18 protein-coding genes, 6 tRNA genes and 3 rRNA genes are annotated in these 26,411 nt (G+C 61.2%); 21 read left to right on the top strand and 6 right to left on the bottom strand.

The window, feature by feature from the left end; genetic code table 11:
- Positions 1-2: 2 nt before the first annotated feature.
- From NQE15_RS22520 to napH, 5 genes are all read left to right on the top strand, one after another.
- Positions 3-2,156, top strand: coding sequence for a RelA/SpoT family protein (locus NQE15_RS22520; protein WP_265944973.1), 2,154 nt, complete (start codon positions 3-5; stop codon positions 2,154-2,156).
- Positions 2,153-3,406 carry a D-amino acid dehydrogenase gene (locus NQE15_RS22515; protein ID WP_265944971.1) on the top strand — a complete coding sequence of 418 codons (1,254 nt, stop codon included), beginning with the start codon at positions 2,153-2,155 and terminating at the stop codon, positions 3,404-3,406. Before NQE15_RS22520 ends, NQE15_RS22515 begins: the two co-directional genes overlap by 4 nt.
- Entirely contained in the window at positions 3,400-4,161 is a 762-nt protein-coding gene (locus NQE15_RS22510) for a TatD family hydrolase (protein WP_265944969.1), read from the top strand. Before NQE15_RS22515 ends, NQE15_RS22510 begins: the two co-directional genes overlap by 7 nt.
- Before the next feature lie 165 nt (positions 4,162-4,326).
- On the top strand, positions 4,327-5,208 hold the full coding sequence (gene napG / locus NQE15_RS22505) for a ferredoxin-type protein NapG (RefSeq protein ID WP_265944967.1): 882 nt from the start codon (positions 4,327-4,329) through the stop codon (positions 5,206-5,208).
- Positions 5,205-6,080 (top strand): quinol dehydrogenase ferredoxin subunit NapH, encoded by an 876-nt coding sequence (gene napH, locus NQE15_RS22500; RefSeq protein ID WP_265944965.1) that lies wholly within the window; start codon positions 5,205-5,207, stop codon positions 6,078-6,080. Before napG ends, napH begins: the two co-directional genes overlap by 4 nt.
- Positions 6,081-6,129: 49 nt before the next feature.
- Here napH and rpoH read toward each other — a convergent pair whose 3' ends face one another.
- Entirely contained in the window at positions 6,130-6,990 is an 861-nt protein-coding gene (gene rpoH, locus NQE15_RS22495; protein ID WP_265944963.1) for an RNA polymerase sigma factor RpoH, read from the bottom strand.
- A gap of 144 nt (positions 6,991-7,134) precedes the next feature.
- Positions 7,135-10,533 carry a PAS domain S-box protein gene (locus tag NQE15_RS22490; protein WP_416336487.1) on the bottom strand — a complete coding sequence of 1,133 codons (3,399 nt, stop codon included), beginning with the start codon at positions 10,531-10,533 and terminating at the stop codon, positions 7,135-7,137.
- A gap of 340 nt (positions 10,534-10,873) precedes the next feature.
- On the opposite strand from NQE15_RS22490, the gene NQE15_RS22485 reads away from it, so the two are divergent.
- From NQE15_RS22485 to rrf, 16 genes are all read left to right on the top strand, one after another.
- Entirely contained in the window at positions 10,874-12,037 is a 1,164-nt protein-coding gene (locus NQE15_RS22485) for a PAS domain-containing sensor histidine kinase (protein ID WP_265944959.1), read from the top strand.
- 8 nt (positions 12,038-12,045) lie between these two features.
- Positions 12,046-12,687 (top strand): response regulator transcription factor, encoded by a 642-nt coding sequence (locus tag NQE15_RS22480; protein WP_265944957.1) that lies wholly within the window; start codon positions 12,046-12,048, stop codon positions 12,685-12,687.
- 133 nt (positions 12,688-12,820) lie between these two features.
- A complete protein-coding gene (locus tag NQE15_RS22475) occupies positions 12,821-13,486 on the top strand; it encodes a DJ-1/PfpI family protein (RefSeq protein WP_265944955.1) in 666 nt (221 codons plus the stop codon).
- Positions 13,487-13,507: 21 nt separating this feature from the next.
- Positions 13,508-14,881 (top strand): CmpA/NrtA family ABC transporter substrate-binding protein, encoded by a 1,374-nt coding sequence (locus tag NQE15_RS22470; protein ID WP_265944953.1) that lies wholly within the window; start codon positions 13,508-13,510, stop codon positions 14,879-14,881.
- A 77-nt stretch (positions 14,882-14,958) separates the two neighbouring features.
- On the top strand, positions 14,959-15,732 hold the full coding sequence (gene ntrB, locus NQE15_RS22465) for a nitrate ABC transporter permease (RefSeq protein ID WP_265944951.1): 774 nt from the start codon (positions 14,959-14,961) through the stop codon (positions 15,730-15,732).
- 3 nt (positions 15,733-15,735) lie between these two features.
- Positions 15,736-16,572 carry an ABC transporter ATP-binding protein gene (locus NQE15_RS22460; RefSeq protein WP_265944949.1) on the top strand — a complete coding sequence of 279 codons (837 nt, stop codon included), beginning with the start codon at positions 15,736-15,738 and terminating at the stop codon, positions 16,570-16,572.
- A 20-nt stretch (positions 16,573-16,592) separates the two neighbouring features.
- Positions 16,593-17,036: a cyanase gene (gene cynS, locus NQE15_RS22455; RefSeq protein ID WP_265944947.1), complete on the top strand. Its 444-nt coding sequence runs from the start codon at positions 16,593-16,595 to the stop codon at positions 17,034-17,036.
- A gap of 244 nt (positions 17,037-17,280) precedes the next feature.
- A tRNA-Gly gene (locus tag NQE15_RS22450) sits at positions 17,281-17,356 on the top strand.
- 50 nt (positions 17,357-17,406) lie between these two features.
- Positions 17,407-17,482, top strand: a tRNA-Met gene (locus NQE15_RS22445).
- A gap of 11 nt (positions 17,483-17,493) precedes the next feature.
- Positions 17,494-17,570 (top strand) — tRNA-Val (locus tag NQE15_RS22440).
- A 7-nt stretch (positions 17,571-17,577) separates the two neighbouring features.
- A tRNA-Thr gene (locus tag NQE15_RS22435) sits at positions 17,578-17,652 on the top strand.
- A gap of 289 nt (positions 17,653-17,941) precedes the next feature.
- Positions 17,942-19,477, top strand: a 16S ribosomal RNA gene (locus tag NQE15_RS22430).
- 62 nt (positions 19,478-19,539) lie between these two features.
- Positions 19,540-19,616 (top strand) — tRNA-Ile (locus NQE15_RS22425).
- Between the two features lie 10 nt (positions 19,617-19,626).
- Positions 19,627-19,701: transfer RNA gene (locus NQE15_RS22420), tRNA-Ala, on the top strand.
- 210 nt (positions 19,702-19,911) lie between these two features.
- A 23S ribosomal RNA gene (locus NQE15_RS22415) occupies positions 19,912-22,785 on the top strand.
- Between the two features lie 106 nt (positions 22,786-22,891).
- Positions 22,892-23,004: ribosomal RNA gene (gene rrf / locus NQE15_RS22410) — 5S ribosomal RNA — on the top strand.
- Together the 16S, 23S and 5S rRNA genes with 6 tRNA genes alongside form the textbook arrangement of a ribosomal RNA operon.
- Positions 23,005-23,134: 130 nt before the next feature.
- Here rrf and tnpC read toward each other — a convergent pair.
- From tnpC to NQE15_RS22390, 4 genes are all read right to left on the bottom strand, one after another.
- On the bottom strand, positions 23,135-24,643 hold the full coding sequence (gene tnpC, locus NQE15_RS22405; RefSeq protein ID WP_265950075.1) for an IS66 family transposase: 1,509 nt from the start codon (positions 24,641-24,643) through the stop codon (positions 23,135-23,137).
- 62 nt (positions 24,644-24,705) lie between these two features.
- Positions 24,706-25,089 (bottom strand): IS66 family insertion sequence element accessory protein TnpB, encoded by a 384-nt coding sequence (gene tnpB / locus NQE15_RS22400; RefSeq protein ID WP_265942632.1) that lies wholly within the window; start codon positions 25,087-25,089, stop codon positions 24,706-24,708.
- On the bottom strand, positions 25,032-25,406 hold the full coding sequence (locus NQE15_RS22395; protein ID WP_265942633.1) for a transposase: 375 nt from the start codon (positions 25,404-25,406) through the stop codon (positions 25,032-25,034). Before NQE15_RS22395 ends, tnpB begins: the two co-directional genes overlap by 58 nt.
- 113 nt (positions 25,407-25,519) lie before the next feature.
- Positions 25,520-26,356, bottom strand: a complete 837-nt coding sequence (locus NQE15_RS22390) for an alpha/beta fold hydrolase (protein WP_265944945.1) — start codon at positions 26,354-26,356, stop codon at positions 25,520-25,522.
- Between the last annotated feature and the right edge of the window lie 55 nt (positions 26,357-26,411).

The raw sequence follows: 26,411 nt of genomic DNA, 5'->3' as shown, positions 1-26,411 counted from the left end.
AGATGGGTTCAACGCCGTCGCCTCTGCCGCCCGCTCATGAGGAACCCGCCTACCGGGTTTTCCTCGATAGTCTCGACTATCTAACTCCCGTCGATGTAGAACGTATCAAGGCGGCGTATGCCTTCGCCGCACGCGCCCATGCGAGCCAGAAACGCATGTCGGGCGAGCCCTACATCACGCATCCGCTGGCCGTTGCCGGTGCCGTCGTCGAATGGCGGATGGATGCCGATGCCGTGGCTGCCGCGCTGCTGCACGACGTTCTCGAAGATACCGGGGCCACCAAGCGCGAGCTTGCCGAGAAATTCGGCAAGGAAGTCGCCGAGCTGGTCGATGGCCTGTCCAAGCTCGACAAGATGGAATTCGCCTCCTACCAGGAGGCGCAGGCCGAGAACTTCCGCAAGATGCTGATGGCCATGGCGCGCGATCTGCGCGTCGTGCTCATCAAGCTGGCCGACCGCCAGCACAACCTGCAGACGATGTCGGCGATGCGCGCCGACAAGCGCGCCCGCATCGCACGCGAGACCCTCGAAATCTACGCGCCGATCGCCCTGCGCCTGGGCCTCAACAAGCTCTATCGCGAACTGCAGGACACCTCGTTCCACCTGATTTACCCGCATCGCGCCGAAGTGCTGGCCAAGGCGCTGAAGGCGGCACGCGGCAACCGCAACGAACTACTGACCCGGATTCTCGACGGCATCAAGGGCAAGCTGGACCATTCCGGCCTGAAAGCCGAAGTATTCGGCCGCGAGAAGAGTCTGTATTCGATCTTCCGCAAGATGAAGGAAAAGCACCTGTCCTTTTCGCAGGTGCTCGATATCTACGGCTTCCGCGTTGTCGTCGACAACGTGCCGACCTGCTATCTCGCGCTCGGCGCGCTGCACAGCCTCTACAAGCCAGTGCCCGGCAAGTTCAAGGACTACATCGCCATCCCCAAGGCCAATGGCTACCAGTCGCTGCACACGACGCTGATCGGTCCCTACGGCACGCCGGTCGAAGTGCAGATCCGCACCCGCGAGATGCATCATGTCGCGCAGGAAGGTGTTGCGGCGCACTGGCTGTACAAGGACATTGAGGAGAGTGGCGCCGACCTCCAGGTCAAGACGCACAAATGGTTGCAATCCTTGCTCGAAATGCAGGGCAACGATTCGGCCGAGTTCTTCGAGAACGTCAAGATCGATCTCTTCCCGGACGAGGTTTACGTCTTTACGCCCAAGGGCAAGATCATGGCCCTGCCGAGCGGGGCGACGGTGGTTGATTTTGCCTATGCCGTGCACACCGATGTCGGCCATCACTGCTCGGCCGCCCGCGTCAATCAGGAACTGTCGCCGCTGCGCACCGAGTTGCGCAATGGCGACCTGGTCGAGATCATCACCTCGCACCAGGCCAGCCCGAATCCGGTCTGGCTGACCTACGTCAAGACCGGCCGGGCGCGCAGCAAGATCCGCCATTTCCTGCGCACCATGCAGAACGAGGAGTCGGCCCGGCTCGGCGAGCGCCTGCTGCGCCAGGAACTGCTCTCGCTCGGTGTGGTGCCGATCTCTATTCCGGCCGAGGCCTGGGACCAAATGGTCAAATCCGGCGGTCAGCGCTCGATCGAGGAGGTCTATACCGACATCGGCCTCGGCAAGCGTCTGCCCTCGGTGGTCGCCCGCCGCCTGCTCGCCCGCGAGAACATGTCGCCGGACATGCCAAGCAATATGACCCTGGCTATCCACGGCACCGAAGGTATGGCCATCCAGCTGGCGCGCTGCTGCCAGCCGATCCCCGGCGATCCGATCATCGGCTCGATCAAGAAGGGCAGTGGGCTGGTCATCCATACCCACGACTGCCCGACCATCCGCAAATCGCGCTCGGCCGAGCCGCAAAAATGGATCGATGTCGAGTGGGAGCCGGAAGACGGCAAACTGTTCGATATCCGCATCAAGGTCGAGGTCAAGAACACCCGTGGTGTGCTCGCCCAGGTCGCCGCAGCCATCTCCGAAGCCGGCTCGAACATCGAGCATGTCGCGATGGATGCCGATCCCGAGCGCCTGTTCACCGTGCTCCGTTTCACCATTCAGGTCGCCCATCGCAACCATCTGGCGGCGGTCATGCGCGGCATGCGCCACATTCCGGAAGTCACCCGCATCGTGCGCGAACGCGGAGGCGACGCTTGAAAGTTCTCGTCCTGGGCGCCGGCGTCGTCGGCACGGCGAGCGCGTGGTATCTGGCCCAGGCCGGGCATCAGGTCACCGTGGTGGACCGCCAGCCGGTGGCCGGCAACGAAACCAGCTTTGCCAATGGCGGCCAGATATCGGTCTCGCATGCCGAACCCTGGGCCAATCCAAACGTCCTGCCCCGGCTAGGAAAATGGCTGGGGCGCGAGGATGCCCCCCTGCTCTGGCGCTGGCGGGCCGACCCGGCCCAGTTTGCCTGGGGCCTGCGTTTCCTCGGCGAGTGCCTGCCCGGGCGGACGCGCCGCAACATGGCCGCCATCGTCGCCCTCTCGCTCTACAGCCGGCGCCGGCTGCAGCAACTGCGCGCGGAATTGGGGCTGCAGTACGACCAGCTCGAACGCGGCATCCTGCACATCTATACCGACCGCCAGGAGTACGCGATGGCCGTCGAGGCGACCGCCGTCATGCGTCAGTTCGGGCTCGACAGGGAAAGCATCGATGTCGAGCGCTGCCTCGAGATCGAGCCGGCGCTGGCCGATGCCCGGCATCTGCTGGTCGGTGGCGACTACACCATCTCCGACGAATCCGGCGACGCCCACAAATTCACCCGCGCCCTGGCCGAGCGGGCACAGGTGGCGGGGGTCGAGTTCCGGCATAACCTGAGCATCGAGCGCATCGCGCCGGGGGGCAGGCAGATCGCCGGCATCCTGGCCAATGGCGAAGGCGGACCAGAACTGCTCACCGCCGATGCCTACGTCGTCGCCCTCGGCAGCTACTCGCCCTTGCTCGTCAAGCCGCTCGGCATCAGCCTGCCGGTCTTTCCCGCCAAGGGCTATTCGGCCACGCTGAAACTGCTCAACGGCGCGCCAGCGCCGAGCGTCAGCCTGACCGACGACGAACGCAAGCTGGTTTTCTCGCGCCTCGGCGATCGCCTGCGCATCGCCGGCACCGCCGAATTCAACGGCTACAACCTCGAACTCAACGCTGTGCGCTGCCAGGCACTGATGCAGCGCGTCCGCCAGCTCTTCCCTCGCCTCGAAGTTGAAGGCGAGCCGGAGTTCTGGTGCGGCCTGCGCCCGGCCACGCCGTCCAACGTCCCGTGCATCGGGCGGACCCGTTACAGCAATCTGTGGCTTAACACCGGCCACGGCACGCTGGGCTGGACCATGGCCTGCGGCTCGGGCGCGGCGCTCGCCGACCTGATCAGCGGCCGGCGCCCGGAACCGGAATTTCCCTTCCGGCGATGCTGATCGACACCCACTGTCACCTCGACGCGGCCGAGTTCGATGCCGATCGCGACGCGGTGCAGGCAGAGGCGCTGGCCGCCGGGGTGGAACGCATCGTCGTGCCGGCTGTGGCGGTGGACAGTTTTCCCAAACTCAAAGCTGCGGTCGAGCGCTATCCCGGCTGCGTTGCGGCCTACGGCATTCATCCTCTCTATGTCATGCAGGCGAAGGAAACGGACCTTGGCATTCTGCGCGACTGGCTGATCAGGGAAAAGCCGGTGGCCATCGGCGAAATCGGGCTCGACTATTACGTTGGCGAGAGCGACCCGGCGCGTCAGGAATTCTTCTATGTCGAGCAGCTCAAATTGGCCCGCGAGTTCAATCTGCCGGTGCTGCTCCACGTCCGGCGGGCGGTCGACGACATCCTCAAGCATCTGCGTCGCATCGCCGTGCCCGGTGGCATCGCCCATGCCTTCAACGGCAGCCGGCAACAGGCTGAAGCTTTCATCGGGCTCGGTTTCAAGCTCGGCTTCGGTGGCGCGATGACTTATAGCGGTTCGACGCGCATTCGCCAACTGGCGGCGACCCTGCCGCTCGAATCCATCGTCCTCGAAACCGATGCCCCGGACATCCCGCCGGCCTGGCTCAATCGTGGCCGCAATGCCCCGGCCGAGTTGCTGCCGATGGCCCGGACGCTGTCCGAGCTGCGCGGCCTGAGCCTGGCCGAGGTCGCGGCGGCGACCAGCGTCAACGCCAGACAGTTGTTTCCCGGACTTTGATACCCCTGCGCCACGCAGGTTTTTCCGAGACCTTTGATCTGCGCTAAGCATTCGGAAACGCTGATGGAGTAGATTGGTAGCCATCAGGTTTTCCCCGAATAAGGCGTCAGGGAGTGCCGGAAACCGGGCGGGGCGATAGCTCCGCCCGCCGGCTGTTCCTTCATCATGAAACCTTCAGACAGTTCCCCGGGCAAGTCCGGCGCCGCCCGCCGCCAATTCCTTTTCGACTCGGCCCGCATGGCTTGCGGTGTCGGTATGCTCGGCCTTGGCCTCGGGCTCTACGCCAAACAGTCGAAAGCCTTGCCCGCCCTCGCCCTGCGCCCGCCCGGCGCGCTCCCCGAGGACGAATTCCTCGGCGCCTGCATCCGCTGCGGGTTGTGCGTTCGCGACTGCCCCTACGACACCCTGTCGCTGGCCAAGCCGGAAACCCCGGTCGCCACCGGCACACCCTACTTTACGGCGCGCGCCATCCCCTGCGAGATGTGCGAGGACATCCCGTGCATCAAGGCCTGCCCGACCGGAGCCCTGGATCACGCACTGACCGACATCAACCAGTCGAAGATGGGCGTCGCGGTACTCATCGACCACGAGACTTGCCTCAATTTCCTCGGCCTGCGCTGCGACGTCTGCTATCGCGTCTGCCCGGTGATTGACAAGGCGATCACCCTCGACATGCAGCCCAACCAACGCACCGGGCGGCACGCCATGTTCCTGCCGACCGTGCATTCCGAGCATTGCACCGGCTGCGGCAAGTGCGAGAAATCCTGCGTGCTCGAAGAAGCAGCCATTCGCGTCCTGCCGCCCAAGCTGGCCAAGGGCGAGCTCGGCAAGCACTACCGCATCGGCTGGGACGAGCAGAAGAAGGCTGGCCACTCGCTGATCGACGAATCGAAGATGATGGATCTCCCCGACCGCATGCCCGAAGGGGCCAGCCTGCCCGGCCACTATGACCCGGCCAGCGGCAACACCGCGCCAGCCCGCGGCCTGCCCGGCAGCGAGGCGGGGGCCATTCCCAGCCTGCCGCCCGGCCTCGGAGGCAAGCCATGAGTGAGCACCGCACCGGAGCCGAGGCCGTCGCCAGCAAGGGCTGGCTGCGCGCCCACCGCTGGCTGATCCTGCGCCGCCTGTCGCAATTCGCCATCCTCGCCCTTTTCATGCTCGGCCCGCTGGCCGGGGTCTGGTTGGTCAAGGGCAATCTCGCCTACAGCTACACTCTGAGCTTCCTGCCGCTGACCGACCCCTATGTCGTGCTGCAGTCGGCGATGACCGGTCACCTGCCCGAAAGCCTTGGCTTGATCGGGGTCGCCATCGTGCTCGCCTTCTACCTGCTGGTCGGCGGCCGGGTCTATTGCAGCTGGGTCTGCCCGGTCAATCTGGTGACCGATGCCGCCGGCTGGCTGCGTGGCCGTCTCGGCATCAAGGGCAGCGTCCATCTGGGGCGCGCCACCCGCTACTGGATCCTCGGCATGACCCTGGTCGGCTCGGCGCTGACCGGCACGGTGCTCTGGGAGTTGATCAACCCGGTCTCGATGCTGCATCGCGGCCTGATCTTCGGCCTCGGCGCGGCCTGGATGGTGGTGCTGAGCGTCTTCCTGTTCGATCTCTTCGTGATGAGCCGCGGCTGGTGCGGCCATCTCTGCCCGGTCGGCGCCTTCTACAGCCTGCTCGGCCGCTGGAGCCCGCTGCGTGTCGCGGCGCCGGCCCGCGCCGCCTGCAACGACTGCATGGACTGCTTCGAGGTCTGCCCCGAGCCGCAGGTCATCCGGCCGGCCCTCAAGGGCGAGGACAAAGGCGTCGGGCCTGTCATCCTGGCCGCCAACTGCACTAATTGCGGGCGCTGCATCGATGTCTGTTCGAAGGAGGTCTTCACTTTTGGCCTGCGCTTCCACAACCCGCCTTCGACTCGCCTGCCACAATGAAGGAGAGGAGCCGCGGCTCCTCTCCTTTTAAATCCAGTTTCCGGCGAACTCAGGCCGGCGCCAGCACGCCGCGCATCTTTTGCAGCGCCTTGACCTCGATCTGCCGGATGCGCTCGGCTGAGACGCTGAACTCGTCGGCCAGTTCATGCAGGGTGGCGGCTTCGCCATCGTGCAGCCAGCGCGTTTCGATGATCCGGCGACTGCGCGGGTCGAGCGTGGCCAGCGCTTCCTGCAGACCTTCGTCGGCCAGGCGGGCAACCGCCTTGCTTTCGATGACGCGGGTCGGCTCGTAACGCGAATCGGCCAGGTAATCGATCGGCGCAAAGGCCTCGTCGCCATCGTCCGGGTTGCCTTCGAGCGCCAGATCGCGACCGGTCAGGCGGGTTTCCATCTCGATCACTTCAGCCTGCTTGACGCCGAGGCGGGCTGCGACTTCGGCCGACTGCGTGCCGGACAGCGTATCGACGCCTTCGTAATCGTTCTTCAGGCTGCGCAGGTTGAAGAACAGCTTGCGCTGGGCCTTGGTCGTCGCGACCTTGACCAGCCGCCAGTTCTTCAGGATGTATTCGTGAATCTCGGCCTTGATCCAGTGCATGGCGAAGGAAACCAGACGCACGCCGCGCGCCGGGTCGAAACGCTTCACCGCCTTCATCAGGCCGATGTTGCCTTCCTGGATCAGATCGGCATGCGGCAGGCCGTAACCGAGGTAACCGCGGGCGATCGAGATCACCAGGCGCAGGTGCGAAAGGACGAGCTGACGCGCCGCTTCCACATCGCCTTCGTTGTGGAAACGCTCGGCCAGCCGGATTTCCTCACTCTCGGACAGGATCGGATAACGGTTCGCTGCCTGGATGTAGGCATCGATGTTACCGACGGCCGAGGGGATGGGGTAAGCCAGGGCGTGGGTCATAGCGTTGGGTTCTCCTTCAATAGCTGAAATTATTTTAGCACTCGCTGCCTAAGAGTGCTAAGCCCATAAAAAGTTTCTCGGTATTGGTTGTTGTTCCTGACAATTAAAGTCGAAAACTCTGTCGGAATCAGAGGCGGCCTGGCCTTAGTACAACGTCTGGGCAGTTTGGCGCCATGAGGCGCTGGCTTCGACGAGTCCGCTGATCTCCAGGGCGATTGCCGACAGTTGCGCATGGATATCCGATGCATCCTGCTCGATAGCCGTCTCAAGCCGCTTGGCCGATTCCATCAGGCCCAGCGCACAGATGAATCCGGCATTGCTACCCAGCGTATGCATCCGCCGCGCAGCGGCCTCGCTGTCGCCGTCGAGCAGTTCCCGCCCCGCCCGATCCGCCGCATCGCCGTTGTCATCGCAGAACATCTGAAGCAGGCTCAGGAACATCTCGCGATCACCGCCCAGGCGCTTGACTGCCCGTTCGCGATCAATGCCTGCGATGTCGGGGAATTCATCGGATATGCCCGTAATCTGCGGGGCTGACTCTGACGCAATGCCTTTGTGGAGGGACGGCGCGGCATCCTCGGCGAAGCAAGGCTTTACCCAGTTCATCAGCAGAACGGCCATCTGATCGAGGTCCATGGGCTTGGCCAGCACGTCGTTGGCGCCGGCCCCCCGCGCCGCCTTTTGCTGTTCGTCGCGGACGCCGGCCGTGAAGGCAATGATGGGCAGGTTGGCCAGGCCGAGTTCGCCGCGAATCGTCCGGGTCGCGGTCAGTCCATCCATCACCGGCATCTGGACGTCCATCAGCACCGCATCGAATGCTTCGGGCCGGGCCTTGAGCAGCAGGACGGCCTGCTGGCCGTCGGCCGCCAGCGTCGCCGTCGCCCCCTCGAGCAGAAGGGCGCGCTGGACCAGGTCGCGGTTCATCGCGCTGTCGTCCACCACCAGCACGTGCGCACCAGCCAGGCGCGGCCCGGCTGGCGGCGAGGAAGCGACAACCGTCTCCATCTCGCCGGCCCTGGCGAACGGCAGCTCGAACCAGAACGTACTGCCGAGACCGACCCGGCTTTCCGCCCCGATGCCGCCGCCCATCAGCTCGACCAGGCGCTTGCTGATCGAGAGTCCGAGTCCGGTGCCTCCGAAGCGACGCGCGATCCCGGCGTCGGCCTGGGTGAAGGGGGTAAACAGTCGGGCCAGCGCCTCGGGCTCGATGCCGCAACCGGTGTCGCAGACCTCGAAGCGCAGTCGCAGGGAGGTTTCCGTGCTGTCGACGAGCTTGACGATGACCGCTACCTCGCCCCGTTCGGTGAATTTGATGGCATTGCCGGCCAGGTTGAATAACACCTGTTCCAGGCGCAGTCCATCGCCCAGCAGAGGCCCGATCGAGGGCAATGGTGCCTCGGTGCGTAGGGCCACCCCTTTGCCGCGTGCGGCCTGGCCCATCAGGCTATCAAGATTGGCCAGAAGCGTGCCTAGTTGGAATGGCCGCGGCTCGATGCGTAGCTGACCGGCTTCGATCTTCGACAAGTCCAGGATGTCATTGAGAATGGCGAGCAGCGATTGGCCGGCGGTTCGGATGCGCTCGACCATCTCGCGCTGATTGGCGGCGAGTGGTTCGCGCTCGAGGACCTGCGCCAGGCCGAGCACGGCATTCATCGGTGTCCGGATCTCATGGCTCATGTGGGCCAGAAATTCGCTCTTGGCAGCGTTCGCCGCCTCGGCCGCCTCGTAAACCTGCCGTAGCTCCTGCTCGTAGCGCTTACGCTCGCTGATGTCGCGGACGACGCCGAGAATTTCAACGAGCTGGCCTTCCGTGCTGAGCAGTGGGCTGGCGGAGACTTCGGTCCAAACGGCTGATCCGTCCTTGCAACGATGCTCAAGCTCGGTTCTAAACGATGGCAGCCGCCGTCCGGCCTTCGCACAGGTGCGCAATTGGGCGAAATAGCCTTCGGCGATGACCAGCGAGTCGGGCGTCAGGGCCTCGGCCAAGGATTGCTGCATCGCTTCTTCGGCCGTGAAGCCCCGCAGCTTTTCAACGGACGGGCTGACATAGGAAAAGCGCCCGTCCAGATCCATCGTCAGGATCACGTCGATGGCATTGTCGGCGAGCAGGCGGTGCCGCTCCTCGCTGATCCGCAGGCGCTCCTCGATCTGCCGGCGGGCCGTGATGTCTTCGACAATGGCCAGATAGCGGGGCGACTCCTCGCCGTCCACCGTGACCGGCGCGCAGGTCGCACTGATCCACACCTCGCTGCCATCCGGGCGAAGGTAGCGTTTGGCAAGGTGATAGCCGGAGATTTCACGCGCCTTGAGTTGCGCGAGCTTCGTGGTGCTTTCCTGAATATCGTCCGGATGCGTGATGCCCATCGGGTCGAGCCCGGCCAGTTTGTCGGCCGGCAGGCCGACGATGTCCGAGAATCGTTGATTGGCTTCGCTGATTCGACCGCTCTTGGCATCGAACAAGGCCACGCCGAGCGGCGCTTGCTCGAAGACGACGCGGAAGCGCGCCTCGGCCGCCTGTTGGGCCTGAAGCGCTCGCAGTTCCATGCCTTGCCGGTCGCGGCGCCACAACTGGTAGCCGGCGGAGTACACGAGCAGGCATCCGAGCCCGATGACCAGGCCGGTGGCCCAGGCAATCGTCTGGATACCGGCATAGGCCTCGGCCTCGTCGATTTCGGCGATCATCAGCCACGAGGTGCCGGCGACCGCCGCGACGTAGGCCAGTACGGGAATGCCGCGGTAATCGCGGCCGCCCGCGAGAATGCCGCGTTCGCCGCGTGCAGCCCTGGCGGCGGGCATTTCGGGTGAATTCAAGGGGCGGATCAAGGCCTGTGCCGTATCCGGCTGGAAGCGCAGGGGCGTCAGAAAGCGAACATCGTCACCGTCCCGCCGGACCAGGTAAGTCTCAGCGCTCCGGGTCGGGACCGGCCAAGATTCGACCAGAGGAAACAGGGATTGGTCGGCGCTGAAGGTCAATAGGGCCACGCCGAGCGGAATCTCTCCCGAGCCGCCGATTGGCACCAGTAGACCGTATTGTGGTTTGCCATGGGCATTGATGTGGAGTTCGACAAATTCGGTGCGCGGCCGCTGGATAATTTCCCTGGCCAAGGCGGCATGGGCACCGATGTCGGCATCGCCGACGACGAAGGCCGAGCGGCCTGTAGCGTCGGTGACCGCAAGCCCCGCCCAGGCCCGCCCGTGGACGACCTCTTCCATGCGCTGCCGCATCCGTTCGAGCAGCGCCGTCTCGCGTCGTTCGCCATCGAGCCATTGCCGGAAGAGCGCTGCCATCGGTGAGTGGCCGGAAAAATACAATTCCGCATCAATCCGGGTCTCGGCCAGCGAGTTCTCGAGGTGTTGCCTTTTCTGCTCGGCGATTACCGTTAGGGTGCGATGGGTCTCGCGGCGAACTTCTTCGCTCAAGTAAGCGTAGCCGACGGCACCGATGAGGCCGAGAAGCAGCGAAAGAGCGAGCAGGGGAAGTACGAAACGCACCCACGCTGAGCGGGGGCCACTCGCGCGTCTGACGTGGGGGGAAGAGGTCATGGCTGTGGTCATGGACGCAAATGCGGATCGGTGCTCGGTTCGAGGCTAATGTCGAGTGAATTGACTGGCGCGGGCATCGCAAAAACCGGCTGCCCGGTAAAACTGTGCCAACCTGGCATCCTGCAAACGCACCAATATCGTGCACTTTGCACCGGCGTGGTGCGCCTGTCCATGATTTAGGTATATGCAATCAGTTTACCGACCGGCCGGTGGCAAGGTGCGAAACGGGTAGACCGAGTTTTGTTTGAATTTTCACAGCCTGCAACGTTGCAGTGCTGGCAGGTCATTGGCCATGGCACCATGATTGCATGGCTGCTGCTTCCCTTTCGTCAGCAAAGTCATGTTCGCCGATCTGCACAACCTTTCGCATCACGCGGCCTGGCGTCGTCAATTGGAGATGATCCTCGAGTCGACTGGCGAAGGCATCTACGGTATTGACTTGAAGGGGCGCTGCATCTTTATCAACGAAGCCGGTGCCGCGCTGGTCGGTTACACGCCGGACGAGGTGCTCGGGCGCTCGATGCACTACCTGATCCACCACTCGCATGCTGACCAAACGCTGATGCCGGTGCACGAATGCCAGATCTACCGGGCCTTTCGCGAAGGCCGGGGCATCCGGGTCGATGGCGAGGTGCTGTGGCGGCGTGATGGCAGCAGCTTCCCTGCTGAATACGCCTCCTACCCGATTCGCGACGGCGAAACGGTGGTCGGTGCCGTCGTCACTTTCAACGACATCACCGAACGCAAGCGCACCGCAAGGCTGTTGCAGGAAGCCCACGACCAGCTGGAAAAAAGAGTCCGCGAACGCACCGCCGAGCTGACCGCCGCCCATGACGGCTTGCGCCAGTCGCACGAAGCGCTGCGCCGCCTGTCGGCCCACCTGAATACCATCCGTGAAGAGGAGCGCCGGCACATCGCCCGCGATATTCACGACGACCTCGGGGCCTCGCTGACCGCCCTGCAACTGGAATCGACCTGGTTGCGGCAGCGCCTGGGCGATGACCCTGCCCTGCGCGACAAGCTGGACGGCATGCTCGAGATCAGCCACCACGCAATGGAGGCCGTGCGCCGCATCCTGAACGATCTGCGCCCGGGCGTTCTCGACCATCTCGGGCTGTGGGCGGCGCTGGAAAGCCTGCTGCTCGATTTCCAGAAGCGCAGCGGCCTGCGCTGCAGCTTCGACTGCACCCCGGAAGTCGAACGTTGCCGCCTCGGACGCGATGCCGAGATCGCGCTCTATCGCATCGCCCAGGAGGTGCTGACCAACGTCAGCCGCCATGCCATGGCCAGCCGGGTCGAGTTCGAGGCCCGTGCCGAGCATCGCGATCTGCTGCTCACCGTTACCGACGATGGCCAGGGCATGCGGGTCCCCGGCCAGCCGACTTCCTTCGGCCTGCTCGGCATGCGCGAACGGACGCTGGCCCTGGGCGGCAGCCTGAACATCGTCAGCAGCCCCGGCGCCGGCACCCGCGTCGTGCTGCGCCTGCCGGGCGTCTTCGCCTGAGAAACGCCATGACCACGATCCTCATCGTCGACGACCACATGATCATTCGCCGCGGCCTGCGGCAGATCCTTTCCGAATCGCCGGCCATCGGCGCCATCCACGAAGCCGAAGACGGCCCGGCGGCCTTGCGCATCCTGCGCTCGACGGCGGTCGATGTCGTGCTGCTCGACATCGCGCTCGGCGAGCGCGACGGGCTGGACGTCCTGAAGACCCTGCACGGCGAGTTCCCGCGCCTCGGAGTCATCATGCTGTCGGTGTACCCGGAAAACCAGTTCGCCCTGCGCGCCATCCGGGGCGGTGCCCACGCCTACCTGAACAAGGGGTGCAGCCCGGACATCCTGTTCGCCGCTATCGCCAAGGTAGCCGGTGGCGGGCTTTACGTGACGCCGGTGCTCGCCGAACTGCTGGCGCAGAACGTCCGCGGCGGTCCGGGCGACGAGAAGCCGCCGCACGAGGCGCTTTCCAACCGCGAATTCCAGGTCCTGCAGATGCTGGCCCAGGGCCGCAGCAGCGTGCAGATCGCCCAGCAGCTGTCACTGTCGGCCAACACCATCTCGACCTACCGCGCCCGCATTTTCGAGAAACTCGGCCTGCACAACCCGGCCGACCTCTTCGCCTACGCCGCCCGCCATCGCCTGATCAGCGTGTAGTGATTCCACTACACGCGAATCACGGCAGTCGTGATTCACCACACGCCGCCGTCTGGCGATTATTGCTCCCGACAGGCGACTGACCGTAGCCAACGGCCAGACCGCCCGAATTTTCATCACCGGGAGTCGTTCGATGACACGCAAGCAGGGTTTCAGGCTGGGCATCTATGTTTTCAAGGACGCCGAAATCGTCGATTACGCGGCGCCGGCCGGCGTCATTTCGGTAGCCCGGCGGCTCGATCCGGAACTCGATACCTTCCTGATCGCCGAATCGATGCGCCCGGTGCAGAACCAGGCCGGCTTCACGGTGATCCCCAATTACAGCTTTGCCGACCAGCCGGCAATGGATGCCTTCCTGATTCCCGGCGGCTACGGCACGCGGCAGGAGATGAACAACGCCAACCTGCACCGCTACATCCGCCAACTCCCCGAAGACTGCCTGCTGACCAGCGTGTGCACCGGCTCCTGGATCTACGCCCGGATGGGCCTGCTCGACGGCCTGCCGGCGACCAACCGCAAGGAGCCGGACCGCCTCGAAGCCTCTCACATGGGCAAGACGCCGATCGATCGCCTGGCCGAGATCGCCCCGGCCTGCCGGGTCAGCCGGGCCCGCGTCGTCGATGCCGGGCGCATCGTCACCGCCGGTGGCATCGCCTCCGGCATGGAGATGGGCTTTCATCTGCTGCGCCGGGCCGGCTACGACGAGGCCTTCATCGGCGACGTCGCCCGCGTCATGGAATACCACCGTGCCTACGAGCTGTACCGGCACGACATCGAATTCAACGAAGCCCAATCCTGATCATTGAAGAAGGAGATCGCCATGTCTGCATTCAAGGACCCATTCCACGACGCTGTCAGTCTCGGCAGCTGTTCCTGCGGCAAGCATCATTCGCAGGCCGAACACGATGCCGCCCATGCCACCGATCTGCCGGTGGCGGCTGGCGAGGAATCGCTGAACCGGCGGACCATCGAATCGGCGATCATGCGCGCCGTCTTCCCGGATGACGGCGAACGCCGCCGTTTCCTCCGGGCCGTCGGCCGTTCGACCGCCCTGGCCGCGCTCTCCAGCTTCTTCCCGCTTGGCGCGCTGGAAGCCATGGCGCAGGACAAGGGGCCGCTGGAAAAGAAGGACCTGAAGATCGGCTTCATTCCCATCACCTGCGCCAGCCCGCTGCTGATGGCCGACCCGTTGGGCTTCTACAAGGCCCAGGGCCTGAACGTGCAGATGATCAAGACCGCCGGCTGGGCGCTGATCCGCGACAAGGTGATCAACCGCGAGTACGACGCCTCGCACATGCTGGCCCCGATGCCGCTCGCGATGAGCATGGGGATCGGCTCCAACCCGATGCCGCTCAACGTCGCTACCATCCAGAACACCAACGGCCAGGCGATCACCCTGCACGTCAAGCACAAGGACAAGCGTGATCCCCGGCAATGGAAGGGCTTCAAGTTCGCCGTGCCCTTCGAATACTCGATGCACAACTTCCTGCTCCGCTACTACGTCGCCGAGCATGGCCTGGACCCCGACAAGGACATCCAGATCCGCGTCGTGCCGCCGCCGGAAATGGTCGCCAACCTGCGCGCCGGCAACCTCGACGGCTATCTCGGCCCCGACCCCTTCAACCAGCGCGCGGTCTATGACGAGGTCGGCTTCATCCACATCCTCTCCAAGGAAATCTGGGATGGCCACCCGTGCTGTTCCTTCGGCGTGCCGGCTGATTTCGTCAAGCAGAACCCCAACACCTTCGCCGCGCTCTACCGCGCCATCCTGACTGCCGCCAAGATGGCGCGCGACCCGAAGAACCGCCCGATCATGGCCGAAGTGCTGGCCCCGGCGGCCTACATGAACCAGCCGAAAACCGTGCTCGAACAGGTGCTCACCGGCAAGTTCGCCGACGGCCTGGGCAGCGTGCAGAACGTGCCGACGCGGGCCGACTTCGACCCCTTCCCGTGGTATTCGATGGCGGTGTGGATCCTCAGCCAGATGAAGCGCTGGGGTTACATCAAGGGCGATGTGAACTACAAGGACATTGCCGAGAAGGTGTATCTGATCACCGATGCCCGCAAGCACATGGCCGAGATCGGCATGCCGTCGCCCAAGGAGAGCTACGCCAAGTTCAAGGTCATGGGCAAGGAGTTCGACCCGATGAAGGCCGAGGCCTACGTCAATTCCTTCGCCATCAAGAAGAGCTGACGAAAGCCCGTCATGAAAAACGAGCACTGGAAGAGCCTGCTGCTGTCGGTCGTGCTGTTCGCCTTCTTCATCGGCGTGTGGTTTGTTGCCACGCAGCCGAAGGAGAGCGTGCAGCAAGCCGTGGCGCAGGACGAATATGCGGCGCTGATGGGCAAGGGCGCCGCCAAGTCCGGGGGTTCCCGCCGCCGCAGGAAATCGGCAAGGCCATCGTTACCCATCTGTCCGATCCGTTCAAGGACAACGGGCCGAACGACAAGGGCATCGCCATCCAGCTCGGCCATTCGCTCGGCCGCGTCGGCATGGGTTTTGTGCTGGCCATTCTGGTCGCGCTGCCGCTCGGTTTCGTCATCGGCATGTCGCCGCTGCTGCACCGGGCGCTCGATCCCTTCATCCAGGTGCTCAAGCCGATTTCGCCGCTCGCCTGGATGCCGCTGGCGCTGTACACGATCAAGGACTCCGACCTCTCCGGCATCTTCGTGATCTTCATCTGTTCGGTGTGGCCGATGCTGATCAACACCGCGTTTGGCGTCGCCAATGTCCGCAAGGACTGGCTCAACGTCGCCCGCACGCTGGAAGTGCGGCCGCTGCGCAAGGCCCTGACGGTGATCCTGCCCGCCGCCGCGCCGACCATCCTGACCGGCATGCGGATCTCGATGGGCATCGCCTGGCTGGTCATCGTCGCCGCCGAAATGCTGGTCGGCGGCACCGGGGTCGGCTACTTCGTCTGGAACGAATGGAACAACCTGGCGCTACCCAACGTGATCTTCGCCATCCTCGTCATCGGCGTCGTCGGCATGGCCCTCGACCGCTGCTTCGCCGGCCTGCAAAAGCTGGTCAGCTACACGGAGTAAGCCATGGCCTTCCTCAACGTCGAAAACCTCGCCAAAGCCTATCCGGGCAGCGATGCGCCGGTCTTCGAGAACGTCAATTTCACCATCGACAAGGGCGAGTTCGTCTGCATCGTCGGCCATTCCGGCTGCGGCAAGACGACCATCCTCAATGCGCTGGCCGGGCTGGAAAGCGCCAGCGGCGGCGACCTGATCATGGATGGCCGCGAAGTCGTCGGGCCGGGTCTCGACCGTGGCGTCGTCTTTCAGGGCCATGCGCTGATGCCGTGGATGAGCGTCATCGACAACGTCAAGTTCGCCGTGCGCTCGCGCTGGCCGGACTGGAGCAAGGCCGAGAGCGAGGCCCAGGCGACGAAGTATCTCGAAATGGTCGGCCTCGGCCAGGCGCTGCACAAGAAGCCGAGCATGCTTTCCGGCGGCATGAAGCAGCGCGTCGGCATCGCCCGCGCCTTCGCCATCCAGCCCAAGATGCTGCTGCTCGACGAACCCTTCGGGGCGCTCGATGCGCTGACCCGCGGCACGATCCAGGACGAGCTGCTGAAGATCGTCCAGGCCACCGCGCAGACGGTGTTCATGATCACCCACGATGTCGACGAGGCGATCCTGCTCTCCGACCGCATCCTGCTGATGAGCAACGGGCCGCGGGCGCGCATCGCCGAAATCGTCGAGGTCGGGCTGCCACGCAGCCGCAGCCGCCACGACATGCACCACGACCCGCGCTTTTATCGCATCCGCAATCACCTGGTCGATTTTCTGGTTAGCCGTTCGAAAGACCCGAAACCGGCCGACGAAACCCATCCCCCGGTCGTTCGCCCTGGCGAAGTCGAACCGCTCGCCGCTTGAATTCTTAACAGGAGCCCACCATGAACCGCGAACAAGTTACCGACCTGATCGTCACCCAGAAAGTGAAAAAGCAGCTGACCTGGGCCAAGCTGGCCGAGATCGTCGGCCACAGCAAGGAGTGGAGCACCGCCGCGCTGCTCGGCCAGATGACGCTGAGTGAAGCCCAGGCCAAGGCCGTCGGCGCCGCGCTCGATCTGCCGGAAGAGGCCGTCACCCAGCTCCAGGTCGTGCCCTACAAAGGTTCGCTGCCCAGCGCGGTGCCGACCGACCCGCTGATCTACCGCTTCTACGAGCTGATCAGTGTCTATGGCACGACCTTCAAGTCGCTGATCCATGAAGAATTCGGCGACGGCATCATGAGCGCCATCGACTTCAACATGGACCTGACCCGCGAGCCGGACCCCAAGGGCGACCGCGTCAAGATCGTGATGAGCGGCAAGTTCCTGCCCTACAAAACCTATTGATCGACCGCATCCGTCGTTCCCGTCGTCGGATCAGCCTGAAAAGCCTGTAAATCCGGGGTGCTCAAGCCATCTCCCGGTGCCAATCGGGAGTCGGCTTTGAAAGGCGTTGTCACAGCCCGCCAGCAAATATTTTTGCAAACCCCGGATGAATCCCTATAATGCGCGCCCTCAGTTCCTGTACCCGGTTGGTGTCAGGTACTGCGGATGACGCGCCGTTTTTTGGTTGCGTCATGCAGGTCACCAAGCGGCAGTAGCTCAGTTGGTAGAGCGCAACCTTGCCAAGGTTGAGGTCGAGAGTTCGAGACTCTTCTGCCGCTCCAGGTCATTGTTGAACTGGTAATTGGGTACGAAAAAGTAGCGTCAATACGGACGCGGGGTGGAGCAGTTGGCAGCTCGTCGGGCTCATAACCCGAAGGTCGCAGGTTCAAGTCCTGCCCCCGCAACCAGTGGTTTCAGTGCGTCCTTAGCTCAGTTGGTTAGAGCGCCACGTTGACATCGTGGAGGTCGATGGTTCGAATCCGTCAGGACGCACCAAGTGTTTGCCCATGTGGCTCAGTGGTAGCGCACTCCCTTGGTAAGGGAGAGGTCGGTAGTTCGATTCTACTCATGGGCACCAGTTTCAAGGCAGTTCCGAGGCGATGTCGTTTTGTGAATTGTGAATTATTTTTAGATTTTGTTTGACAGCGCGTCGTTAAGTCTGCACAATGCGCCCCCTTCGCTGCTGACGAAACAAACAACGGCGCGGCGAGTGATCTTTAACAATTTGAACAACCGATAGGTGTGGGTGCCTTGATGCTAGCGATGCAAATCGCAAAAAAGTATTAAAGGCAATCACACGGATGGAGAGATCCATCGAGGTAGAAGTTAAATTCTACCGTCAGTGAATTGTGAGTATTAGTTGGATTGAACTGAAGAGTTTGATCCTGGCTCAGATTGAACGCTGGCGGCATGCCTTACACATGCAAGTCGAACGGCAGCGGACCTTCGGGTGCCGGCGAGTGGCGAACGGGTGAGTAATGTATCGGAACGTACCTTTCAGTGGGGGATAACGTAGCGAAAGTTACGCTAATACCGCATATTCTGTGAGCAGGAAAGCAGGGGATCGCAAGACCTTGCGCTGATTGAGCGGCCGATATCAGATTAGCTAGTTGGTGAGGTAAAGGCTCACCAAGGCGACGATCTGTAGCGGGTCTGAGAGGATGATCCGCCACACTGGAACTGAGACACGGTCCAGACTCCTACGGGAGGCAGCAGTGGGGAATTTTGGACAATGGGGGCAACCCTGATCCAGCCATGCCGCGTGAGTGAAGAAGGCCTTCGGGTTGTAAAGCTCTTTCGGCCGGGAAGAAATCGCATGGGTTAATACCCTGTGCGGATGACGGTACCGGCATAAGAAGCACCGGCTAACTACGTGCCAGCAGCCGCGGTAATACGTAGGGTGCGAGCGTTAATCGGAATTACTGGGCGTAAAGCGTGCGCAGGCGGTTTTTTAAGACAGGCGTGAAATCCCCGGGCTCAACCTGGGAACTGCGCTTGTGACTGGAAGGCTAGAGTACGGCAGAGGGGGGTGGAATTCCACGTGTAGCAGTGAAATGCGTAGAGATGTGGAGGAACACCAATGGCGAAGGCAGCCCCCTGGGTCGATACTGACGCTCATGCACGAAAGCGTGGGTAGCAAACAGGATTAGATACCCTGGTAGTCCACGCCCTAAACGATGTCAACTAGGTGTTGGGAGGGTAAAACCTTTTAGTACCGGAGCTAACGCGTGAAGTTGACCGCCTGGGGAGTACGGCCGCAAGGTTAAAACTCAAAGGAATTGACGGGGACCCGCACAAGCGGTGGATGATGTGGATTAATTCGATGCAACGCGAAAAACCTTACCTACCCTTGACATGTCCAGGAGCCTGAAGAGATTTGGGTGTGCCCGAAAGGGAACTGGAACACAGGTGCTGCATGGCTGTCGTCAGCTCGTGTCGTGAGATGTTGGGTTAAGTCCCGCAACGAGCGCAACCCTTGTCGTTAATTGCCATCATTTAGTTGGGCACTTTAACGAGACTGCCGGTGACAAACCGGAGGAAGGTGGGGATGACGTCAAGTCCTCATGGCCCTTATGGGTAGGGCTTCACACGTCATACAATGGTCGGTACAGAGGGTTGCCAAGCCGCGAGGTGGAGCCAATCCCAGAAAGCCGATCGTAGTCCGGATCGTAGGCTGCAACTCGCCTGCGTGAAGTCGGAATCGCTAGTAATCGCGGATCAGCATGTCGCGGTGAATACGTTCCCGGGTCTTGTACACACCGCCCGTCACACCATGGGAGCGGGTTCCGCCAGAAGTAGGTAGCCTAACCGCAAGGGGGGCGCTTACCACGGCGGGGTTCGTGACTGGGGTGAAGTCGTAACAAGGTAGCCGTAGGGGAACCTGCGGCTGGATCACCTCCTTTCTAGAGAAAGCATCTCTGGCACCCACAACCTATCGGTTGTTCAAAGAGTAGCAAACAGACGAGGGTCTGTAGCTCAGTCGGTTAGAGCACCGTCTTGATAAGGCGGGGGTCGTTGGTTCGATTCCAACCAGACCCACCACGTCACAAACGGGGGATTAGCTCAGCTGGGAGAGCACCTGCTTTGCAAGCAGGGGTCAACGGTTCGATCCCGTTATCCTCCACCAGAATCTAAAGATAAGCTGATTGTTTATCTTTAGCTTTTGAGGAATCAATTGCTACGCTCTTTAACAAAACGGAAGAAGGTTGTGTTGCAGCGCTGATGAGGCGTTGGCAACACGTTGTGATTGCATCTGTCTTCATTTCTTTGCCGGAATGAGACAGCACAAATATGAGTTTGCCTGTAGCCACTCTCTTAGGAGAGTACAAGGTTATAGGATCAAGCGACTAAGTGCATGTGGTGGATGCCTTGGCGATCACAGGCGATGAAGGACGTGCAAGCCTGCGAAAAGCGGGGGGAGCTGGCAATGAAGCTTTGATCCCCCGATGTCCGAATGGGGAAACCCACTCAGCAATGAGTATCCCACACTGAATACATAGGTGTGGGAGGCGAACCCGGTGAACTGAAACATCTAAGTAGCCGGAGGAAAATAAATCAACCGAGATTCCCCAAGTAGTGGCGAGCGAACGGGGAGCAGCCTGCTAGTGATAGCGGAGACGTTAATGGAACGGAATGGAAAGTCCGGCCGTAGTGGGTGATAGCCCCGTACATGAAAACGACTCTGTGGTACTAAGTTAGCGAAAAGTAGGGCGGGGCACGTGAAACCTTGTCTGAACATGGGGGGACCATCCTCCAAGGCTAAATACTCGTGATCGACCGATAGTGAACTAGTACCGTGAGGGAAAGGCGAAAAGAACCCCGGGAGGGGAGTGAAATAGATCCTGAAACCGCATGCATACAAACAGTGGGAGCCGACTTGTTCGGTGACTGCGTACCTTTTGTATAATGGGTCAGCGACTTACGTTGTGTTGCGAGCTTAACCGAATAGGGGAGGCGTAGCGAAAGCGAGTCTGATAAGGGCGTTTAGTAGCACGGCGTAGACCCGAAACCGGATGATCTATCCATGGCCAGGATGAAGGTGCCGTAACAGGTACTGGAGGTCCGAACCCACTAATGTTGAAAAATTAGGGGATGAGCTGTGGATAGGGGTGAAAGGCTAAACAAATCCGGAAATAGCTGGTTCTCCCCGAAAACTATTTAGGTAGTGCCTCATGTATCACTTGCGGGGTAAAGCACTGTTATGGCTAGGGGGTCATCGCGACTTACCAAACCATGGCAAACTCTGAATACCGCAAAGTGCGAGCATGGGAGACAGACAGTGGGTGCTAACGTCCATTGTCAAGAGGGAAACAACCCAGACCGCCAGCTAAGGTCCCAAGACACAGTTAAGTGGGAAACGAAGTGGGAAGGCATAGACAGCTAGGAAGTTGGCTTAGAAGCAGCCATCCTTTAAAGAAAGCGTAATAGCTCACTAGTCGAGTCGTCCTGCGCGGAAGATGTAACGGGGCTCAAACTGTGCACCGAAGCTGCGGATATCCGTAAGGATATGGTAGGGGAGCGTTCTGTAGGTCTGTGAAGGTGTCTTGTAAAGGATGCTGGAGATATCAGAAGTGCGAATGCTGACATGAGTAGCGATAAAGGGAGTGAAAAGCTCCCTCGCCGAAAGCCCAAGGTTTCCTACGCAACGTTCATCGGCGTAGGGTGAGTCGGCCCCTAAGGCGAGGCAGAAATGCGTAGTCGATGGGAAACAGGTCAATATTCCTGTACCGATTCTAGATGCGATGTGGGGACGGAGAAGGTTAGGTCAGCCATCTGTTGGAATAGGTGGTTTAAGCGTGTAGGCGTGCCCCTTAGGCAAATCCGGGGGCTAAGCTGAGGCGTGATGACGAGGCACTACGGTGCTGAAGTGATTGATACCAAGCTTCCAGGAAAAGCCACTAAGCTTCAGTCTAGAATTGACCGTACCGCAAACCGACACAGGTGGGCAGGATGAAAATTCTAAGGCGCTTGAGAGAACTCAGGAGAAGGAACTCGGCAAATTAACACCGTAACTTCGGAGAAGGTGTGCCCGGTAGGTTGTAGAGCCTCGCGCTCGAAGGCCGATGGGGTTGCAGTGAAATGGTGGCTGCGACTGTTTAATAAAAACACAGCACTCTGCAAACACGAAAGTGGACGTATAGGGTGTGACGCCTGCCCGGTGCCGGAAGGTTAATTGATGGGGTGCAAGCTCTTGATCGAAGCCCCGGTAAACGGCGGCCGTAACTATAACGGTCCTAAGGTAGCGAAATTCCTTGTCGGGTAAGTTCCGACCTGCACGAATGGCGTAACGATGGCCACACTGTCTCCTCCTGAGACTCAGCGAAGTTGAAATGTTTGTGAAGATGCAATCTCCCCGCGGCAAGACGGAAAGACCCATGAACCTTTACTGTAGCTTTGCATTGGACTTTGAATCGGTCTGTGTAGGATAGGTGGGAGGCTGTGAAACCGGGACGCTAGTTTCGGTGGAGCCAACCTTGAAATACCACCCTGATTTATTTGAGGTTCTAACCTTGATCCGTGAATCCGGATCGGGGACCGTGCATGGTGGGCAGTTTGACTGGGCGGTCTCCTCCAAAAGGTAACGGAGGAGTACGAAGGTACGCTTAGGACGGTCGGACATCGTCCATAAAGTGCAATGGCAAAAGCGTGCTTGACTGCGAGACCCACAAGTCGAGCAGGTGCGAAAGCAGGTCATAGTGATCCGGTGGTTCTGTATGGAAGGGCCATCGCTCAACGGATAAAAGGTACTCTGGGGATAACAGGCTGATACCGCCCAAGAGTTCATATCGACGGCGGTGTTTGGCACCTCGATGTCGGCTCATCTCATCCTGGGGCTGTAGCCGGTCCCAAGGGTATGGCTGTTCGCCATTTAAAGAGGTACGTGAGCTGGGTTTAAAACGTCGTGAGACAGTTTGGTCCCTATCTGCCGTGGGCGCTGGAAATTTGAAGGGGGCTGCTCCTAGTACGAGAGGACCGGAGTGGACGAACCTCTGGTGTACCGGTTATGACGCCAGTCGTATCGCCGGGTAGCTATGTTCGGAAGAGATAAACGCTGAAAGCATCTAAGCGTGAAACTCGCCTTAAGATGAGATTTCCCGGAGTCTTGAACTCCTTAAAGGGTCGTCGAAGACCACGACGTTGATAGGTCAGGTGTGGAAGCGCAGTAATGCGTTAAGCTAACTGATACTAATTGCCCGTACGGCTTGATCCTATAACCTTGTAATACACTGCAAACTCATAATCGCAGTCACAACAAACAACCTTCTATCCCCGTTTTGCGTTTGGCGCGGTTACTCGCGACAAACATACAAGTTACGTCTGGCGGACATAGCCTTCTGGTACCACCCCTTCCCTTCCCGAACAGGACCGTGAAACAGTTGAGCGCCAATGATAGTGAGCTTCCGCTCGCGAAAGTAGGTCACCGCCAGACTCCCCATACAAACCCCCTTCAGCTCCAACTGAAGGGGGTTTCTGCGTCTACAACGAAAAATTTGATCGAAATCTGAGCTAAGCGCCCGTAAGCCCCCGGCGAACTCAGGTAAGCGCCCGGCGAACTCAGGTCAGTCGGTGATTTGAGGTTGCCAGCGGTGCGGCAGCAGGTCGCCGACGCGGCTTGCCGGTTGGGTCGGCAGGCGGGTCAGGACATCCTTCAGGTAAGCCAAAGGCTCGTGACCATTGAGCTTGGCGGATTGGATCAGGCTCATGATCGCGGCGGCGCGTTTGCCGGCGCGCAAGCTGCCGGCAAATAACCAGTTCTTGCGGCCGAGCGCGATCGGCCGGATCTGATTCTCGATCCAGTTGTTATCGATCGGCACCTGGCCATCCGTTAGGTAATGCGTCAGCGCCACCCAGCGTTTCAGGCTGTAGTCGATCGCCCTGGCGGTCCCCGAGCCATTGGGTACCACCTGTCGTTGCCGGGTCAACCAGGCATGCAATTCATCGGCAATCGGTCGGGCTTTCGCCTCCCGAATTCGTCGTCGCTCATCGATGTCGAATCCGGCAGCTTCCTGCTCGACCCCATAGAGTTTGCCGAAACAATCCAGTGCCTCGCCGGCGATCAGGCTCTGCTTCTGGCTGTGTAGCTCGAAGAACTTGCGCCGGGCATGCGCCATGCAGCCGGCTTCAGTCAACCCATTGGCCAGCAGTGCCTTGTAGCCTGAGTAATCATCGCAAATCAGTGTGCCGCGCCAGTCACCCAGGAATTCCTGGGCGTGCCTGCCGGCACGGCTTTCAGCAAAGTCATAGATCACCGCCTTGGTCGGCTCGAAGGCGCCGATGCTGTAGGACCAGAGGTAGGCTCGATGCGTCTTGCCAGCCCCCGGATCAAGCATGGCCACCGGCGTTTCATCGGCATGCAGCACCCGATGCCCGAGCATCTCATCCTTCAGGGCATCGACCAGGGGCTGGAGTGCCACACCGCATTTCCCTACCCACTGGGCGAGTGTCGATTGCGGAATGGCCAGTCCGGCCCGACCGAAGATCGCTTCCTGACGATAGAGCGGCAGATGGTCGAGGTATTTGGCAACCAGCACCTGCGCGAGCAAGCCGGTCGTCGGAATACCCTTGTCGATAACGTGCGCCGGAACAGGCGCCTGGATCAGCGTTTCGCACTGCCCGCAGACCCACTTGCCACGAATGTGGCGCTCGACGCTGAAGACGCCTGGCGTGTAATCGAGCTTCTCGGCCACATCCTCGCCGATGCGCTTCATCGTGCAGCCGCAAGGGCAGACCGTGGATTCAGGCTCATGATGAATGTCGGCACGCGGCAGACTCGCCGGCAGCGGCTGGCGTTTGGCCTGGCCTTTCGCCTTCGGTGGCGTCGGCGACAGTTGTGCGAGTTCTTCTTCCATCGCCGCCAGATCGGCATCGATGGTTTCCTCGAATAGTTGCGCCTGCTCGACCGGCCAGTGCTCGGTCTTGACCCCGAAGCGCCAGCGCTTGTGCATCGCCAGTTCATGCGTGAGTTTGTCGATCTTGGCTTGGCGCCAGTCCAACTCGCGGTCTTTCTCGACCAGCAGGCGACGCAGTTCGTCAGCGCTGAGTTGGTCGAGGTGGGTTGGCAAGGACATGGCCGGCATGATGCCGTCCGCCGCCCGATCTGACCATCGTGGACTTCCCCAATGGTGGACCGTCAAACAATCCGGATCACACCGCCGTCAGCCAGTCGTTCCCATGGCAGACCGAGGACGAGTGCATCAAACTGCGGCCGGCTGAGCTCGACGCTGCTGTTGCCGTGCCGCCAGCAGAATCGCCCCTGATTGAGCCGACGGTTCGCTAGCCAGATACCGTATCCATCATGGACCAGCACTTTCATCCGGTTGGCTCGGCGATTGGCAAACAGATAGGCATGGTGGGGTCGGGCTTCGCCAAACATCGAGACGACCCGGGCCAGGATCGTCTCGGTCCCCGCCCGCATATCCAGCGGCGTGGTCGATAACCACAGGGCATCGACCCGAATCACCGTAGCCAATCTCGCAACCAGGCGGCGCAATCGCTCGCCGCCTGTCCAGGCCATTCAATCTTCACCGCCGTGTTGCCACGCCGAACTTCGATCCGAATGTCGGGGATGCTTGAGACGATGGGTGGCATCGGTACCGGCACAAAGGCGGGTTCTGTGCCGCGCGCCGGTGAAATCGACCGTGCCGGCAGGCTGCGGCTCGGTGGCTCAATGCCCCGTTCCCGCATCCAGCGACGGACCTGATTCGCATTGACGCTATTGGCCAACGCAATGCCGGCAACTGAAGCGCCGGCCTCACAACAGGCAGCAATCACTGCCTGCTTGAACTCCTCGGGGTGAGTCCGCCTGCGGCGGCTCGGCTTCTTAACTTCCATCGATCGTGTCCACCATCTTTTTTAGTGGACACTATCTTCACGGTCTAAGCCGTCAATTCACAGATGAGTTCGCCGGGCGCTTACTCCTAACGGCCGCAAGTTTGCTTCGTTAATCAAACCGGGCAGTTAATAAACTCCATCAGCTCGCGGGCAAAACGTTCGCGCTGCCACTGGTGCGGGGAATGGTCGGTGCCTTCGTAGATGTGCAGAATCGCGTTCGGGATTTGGCGGGCCACATACTGTGCAGTCTCGGCCCGGTAGAAGTTGCTTTCCTGACCATAGACGAGCAGCGATGGCACGTCGATGCCACTCAAGACGTCGCGGTAATCCGCTGCGGTCAGGCTGGCCCAGCACTCGATCAAGGGAACTGGATCCTGGGCGCGCAGCGCCTGTCGTGACTTTTCCCAGCCGCTTGCGCCAGCCAGGTATTTTTCCCGGGCACGCTCATTCAAACCAAAAGCCGTCAATTTCAGGACGCCTTCAGCGAAATCTTCCTTTAGCCAACCCATCATTTCAGTCGCTTTGTTGCCATCAAAGCTGCCATAAATGCCATGCTGCCAACTTTCATCGGAAATCAGCTTGGGCGACTGGTCGATGAAGCAGAGCCGCTCTAAGCGGCTGGTTCCAAAATCGCGAATGTATTGCCACAAGGTCAGCGCTCCCATCGAGTGTCCGACGGCGGTGACTTTGTCGAGTTCGTAGTGGTCGAGCAGGTTTTGCAGATCGCGCGCCATACGCTTGGCGCTTGGCGCCGCATGCTTGCCCAGCGGATGCCCCCCGTGACCACGGGCGTCCCAGCGATAAATGCGATGTTTGGCCGTCAGTTGTCCAAGAAAAGGAAACCATTCCTGGTGACTGGAGGTCCAGCCATGGAGCATGACGATGGGGGAACCCTCGCCAGAAATTTTGACGTGAATCTTGGCGCCGTCATCGGCAAAAAAGTGGGACATGGCGTTGGAGGCAAGTGAAGTCGGCCAAGTATAATCCGCCGGTCAATACGCTGGA

The organism is Dechloromonas sp. A34, assembly GCF_026261605.1.
Taxonomy (GTDB): Bacteria; Pseudomonadota; Gammaproteobacteria; order Burkholderiales; family Rhodocyclaceae; genus Azonexus.
Note: the sequence above shows the minus strand (reverse complement) of the source record. Positions and strands in the feature narration are given on the sequence as shown.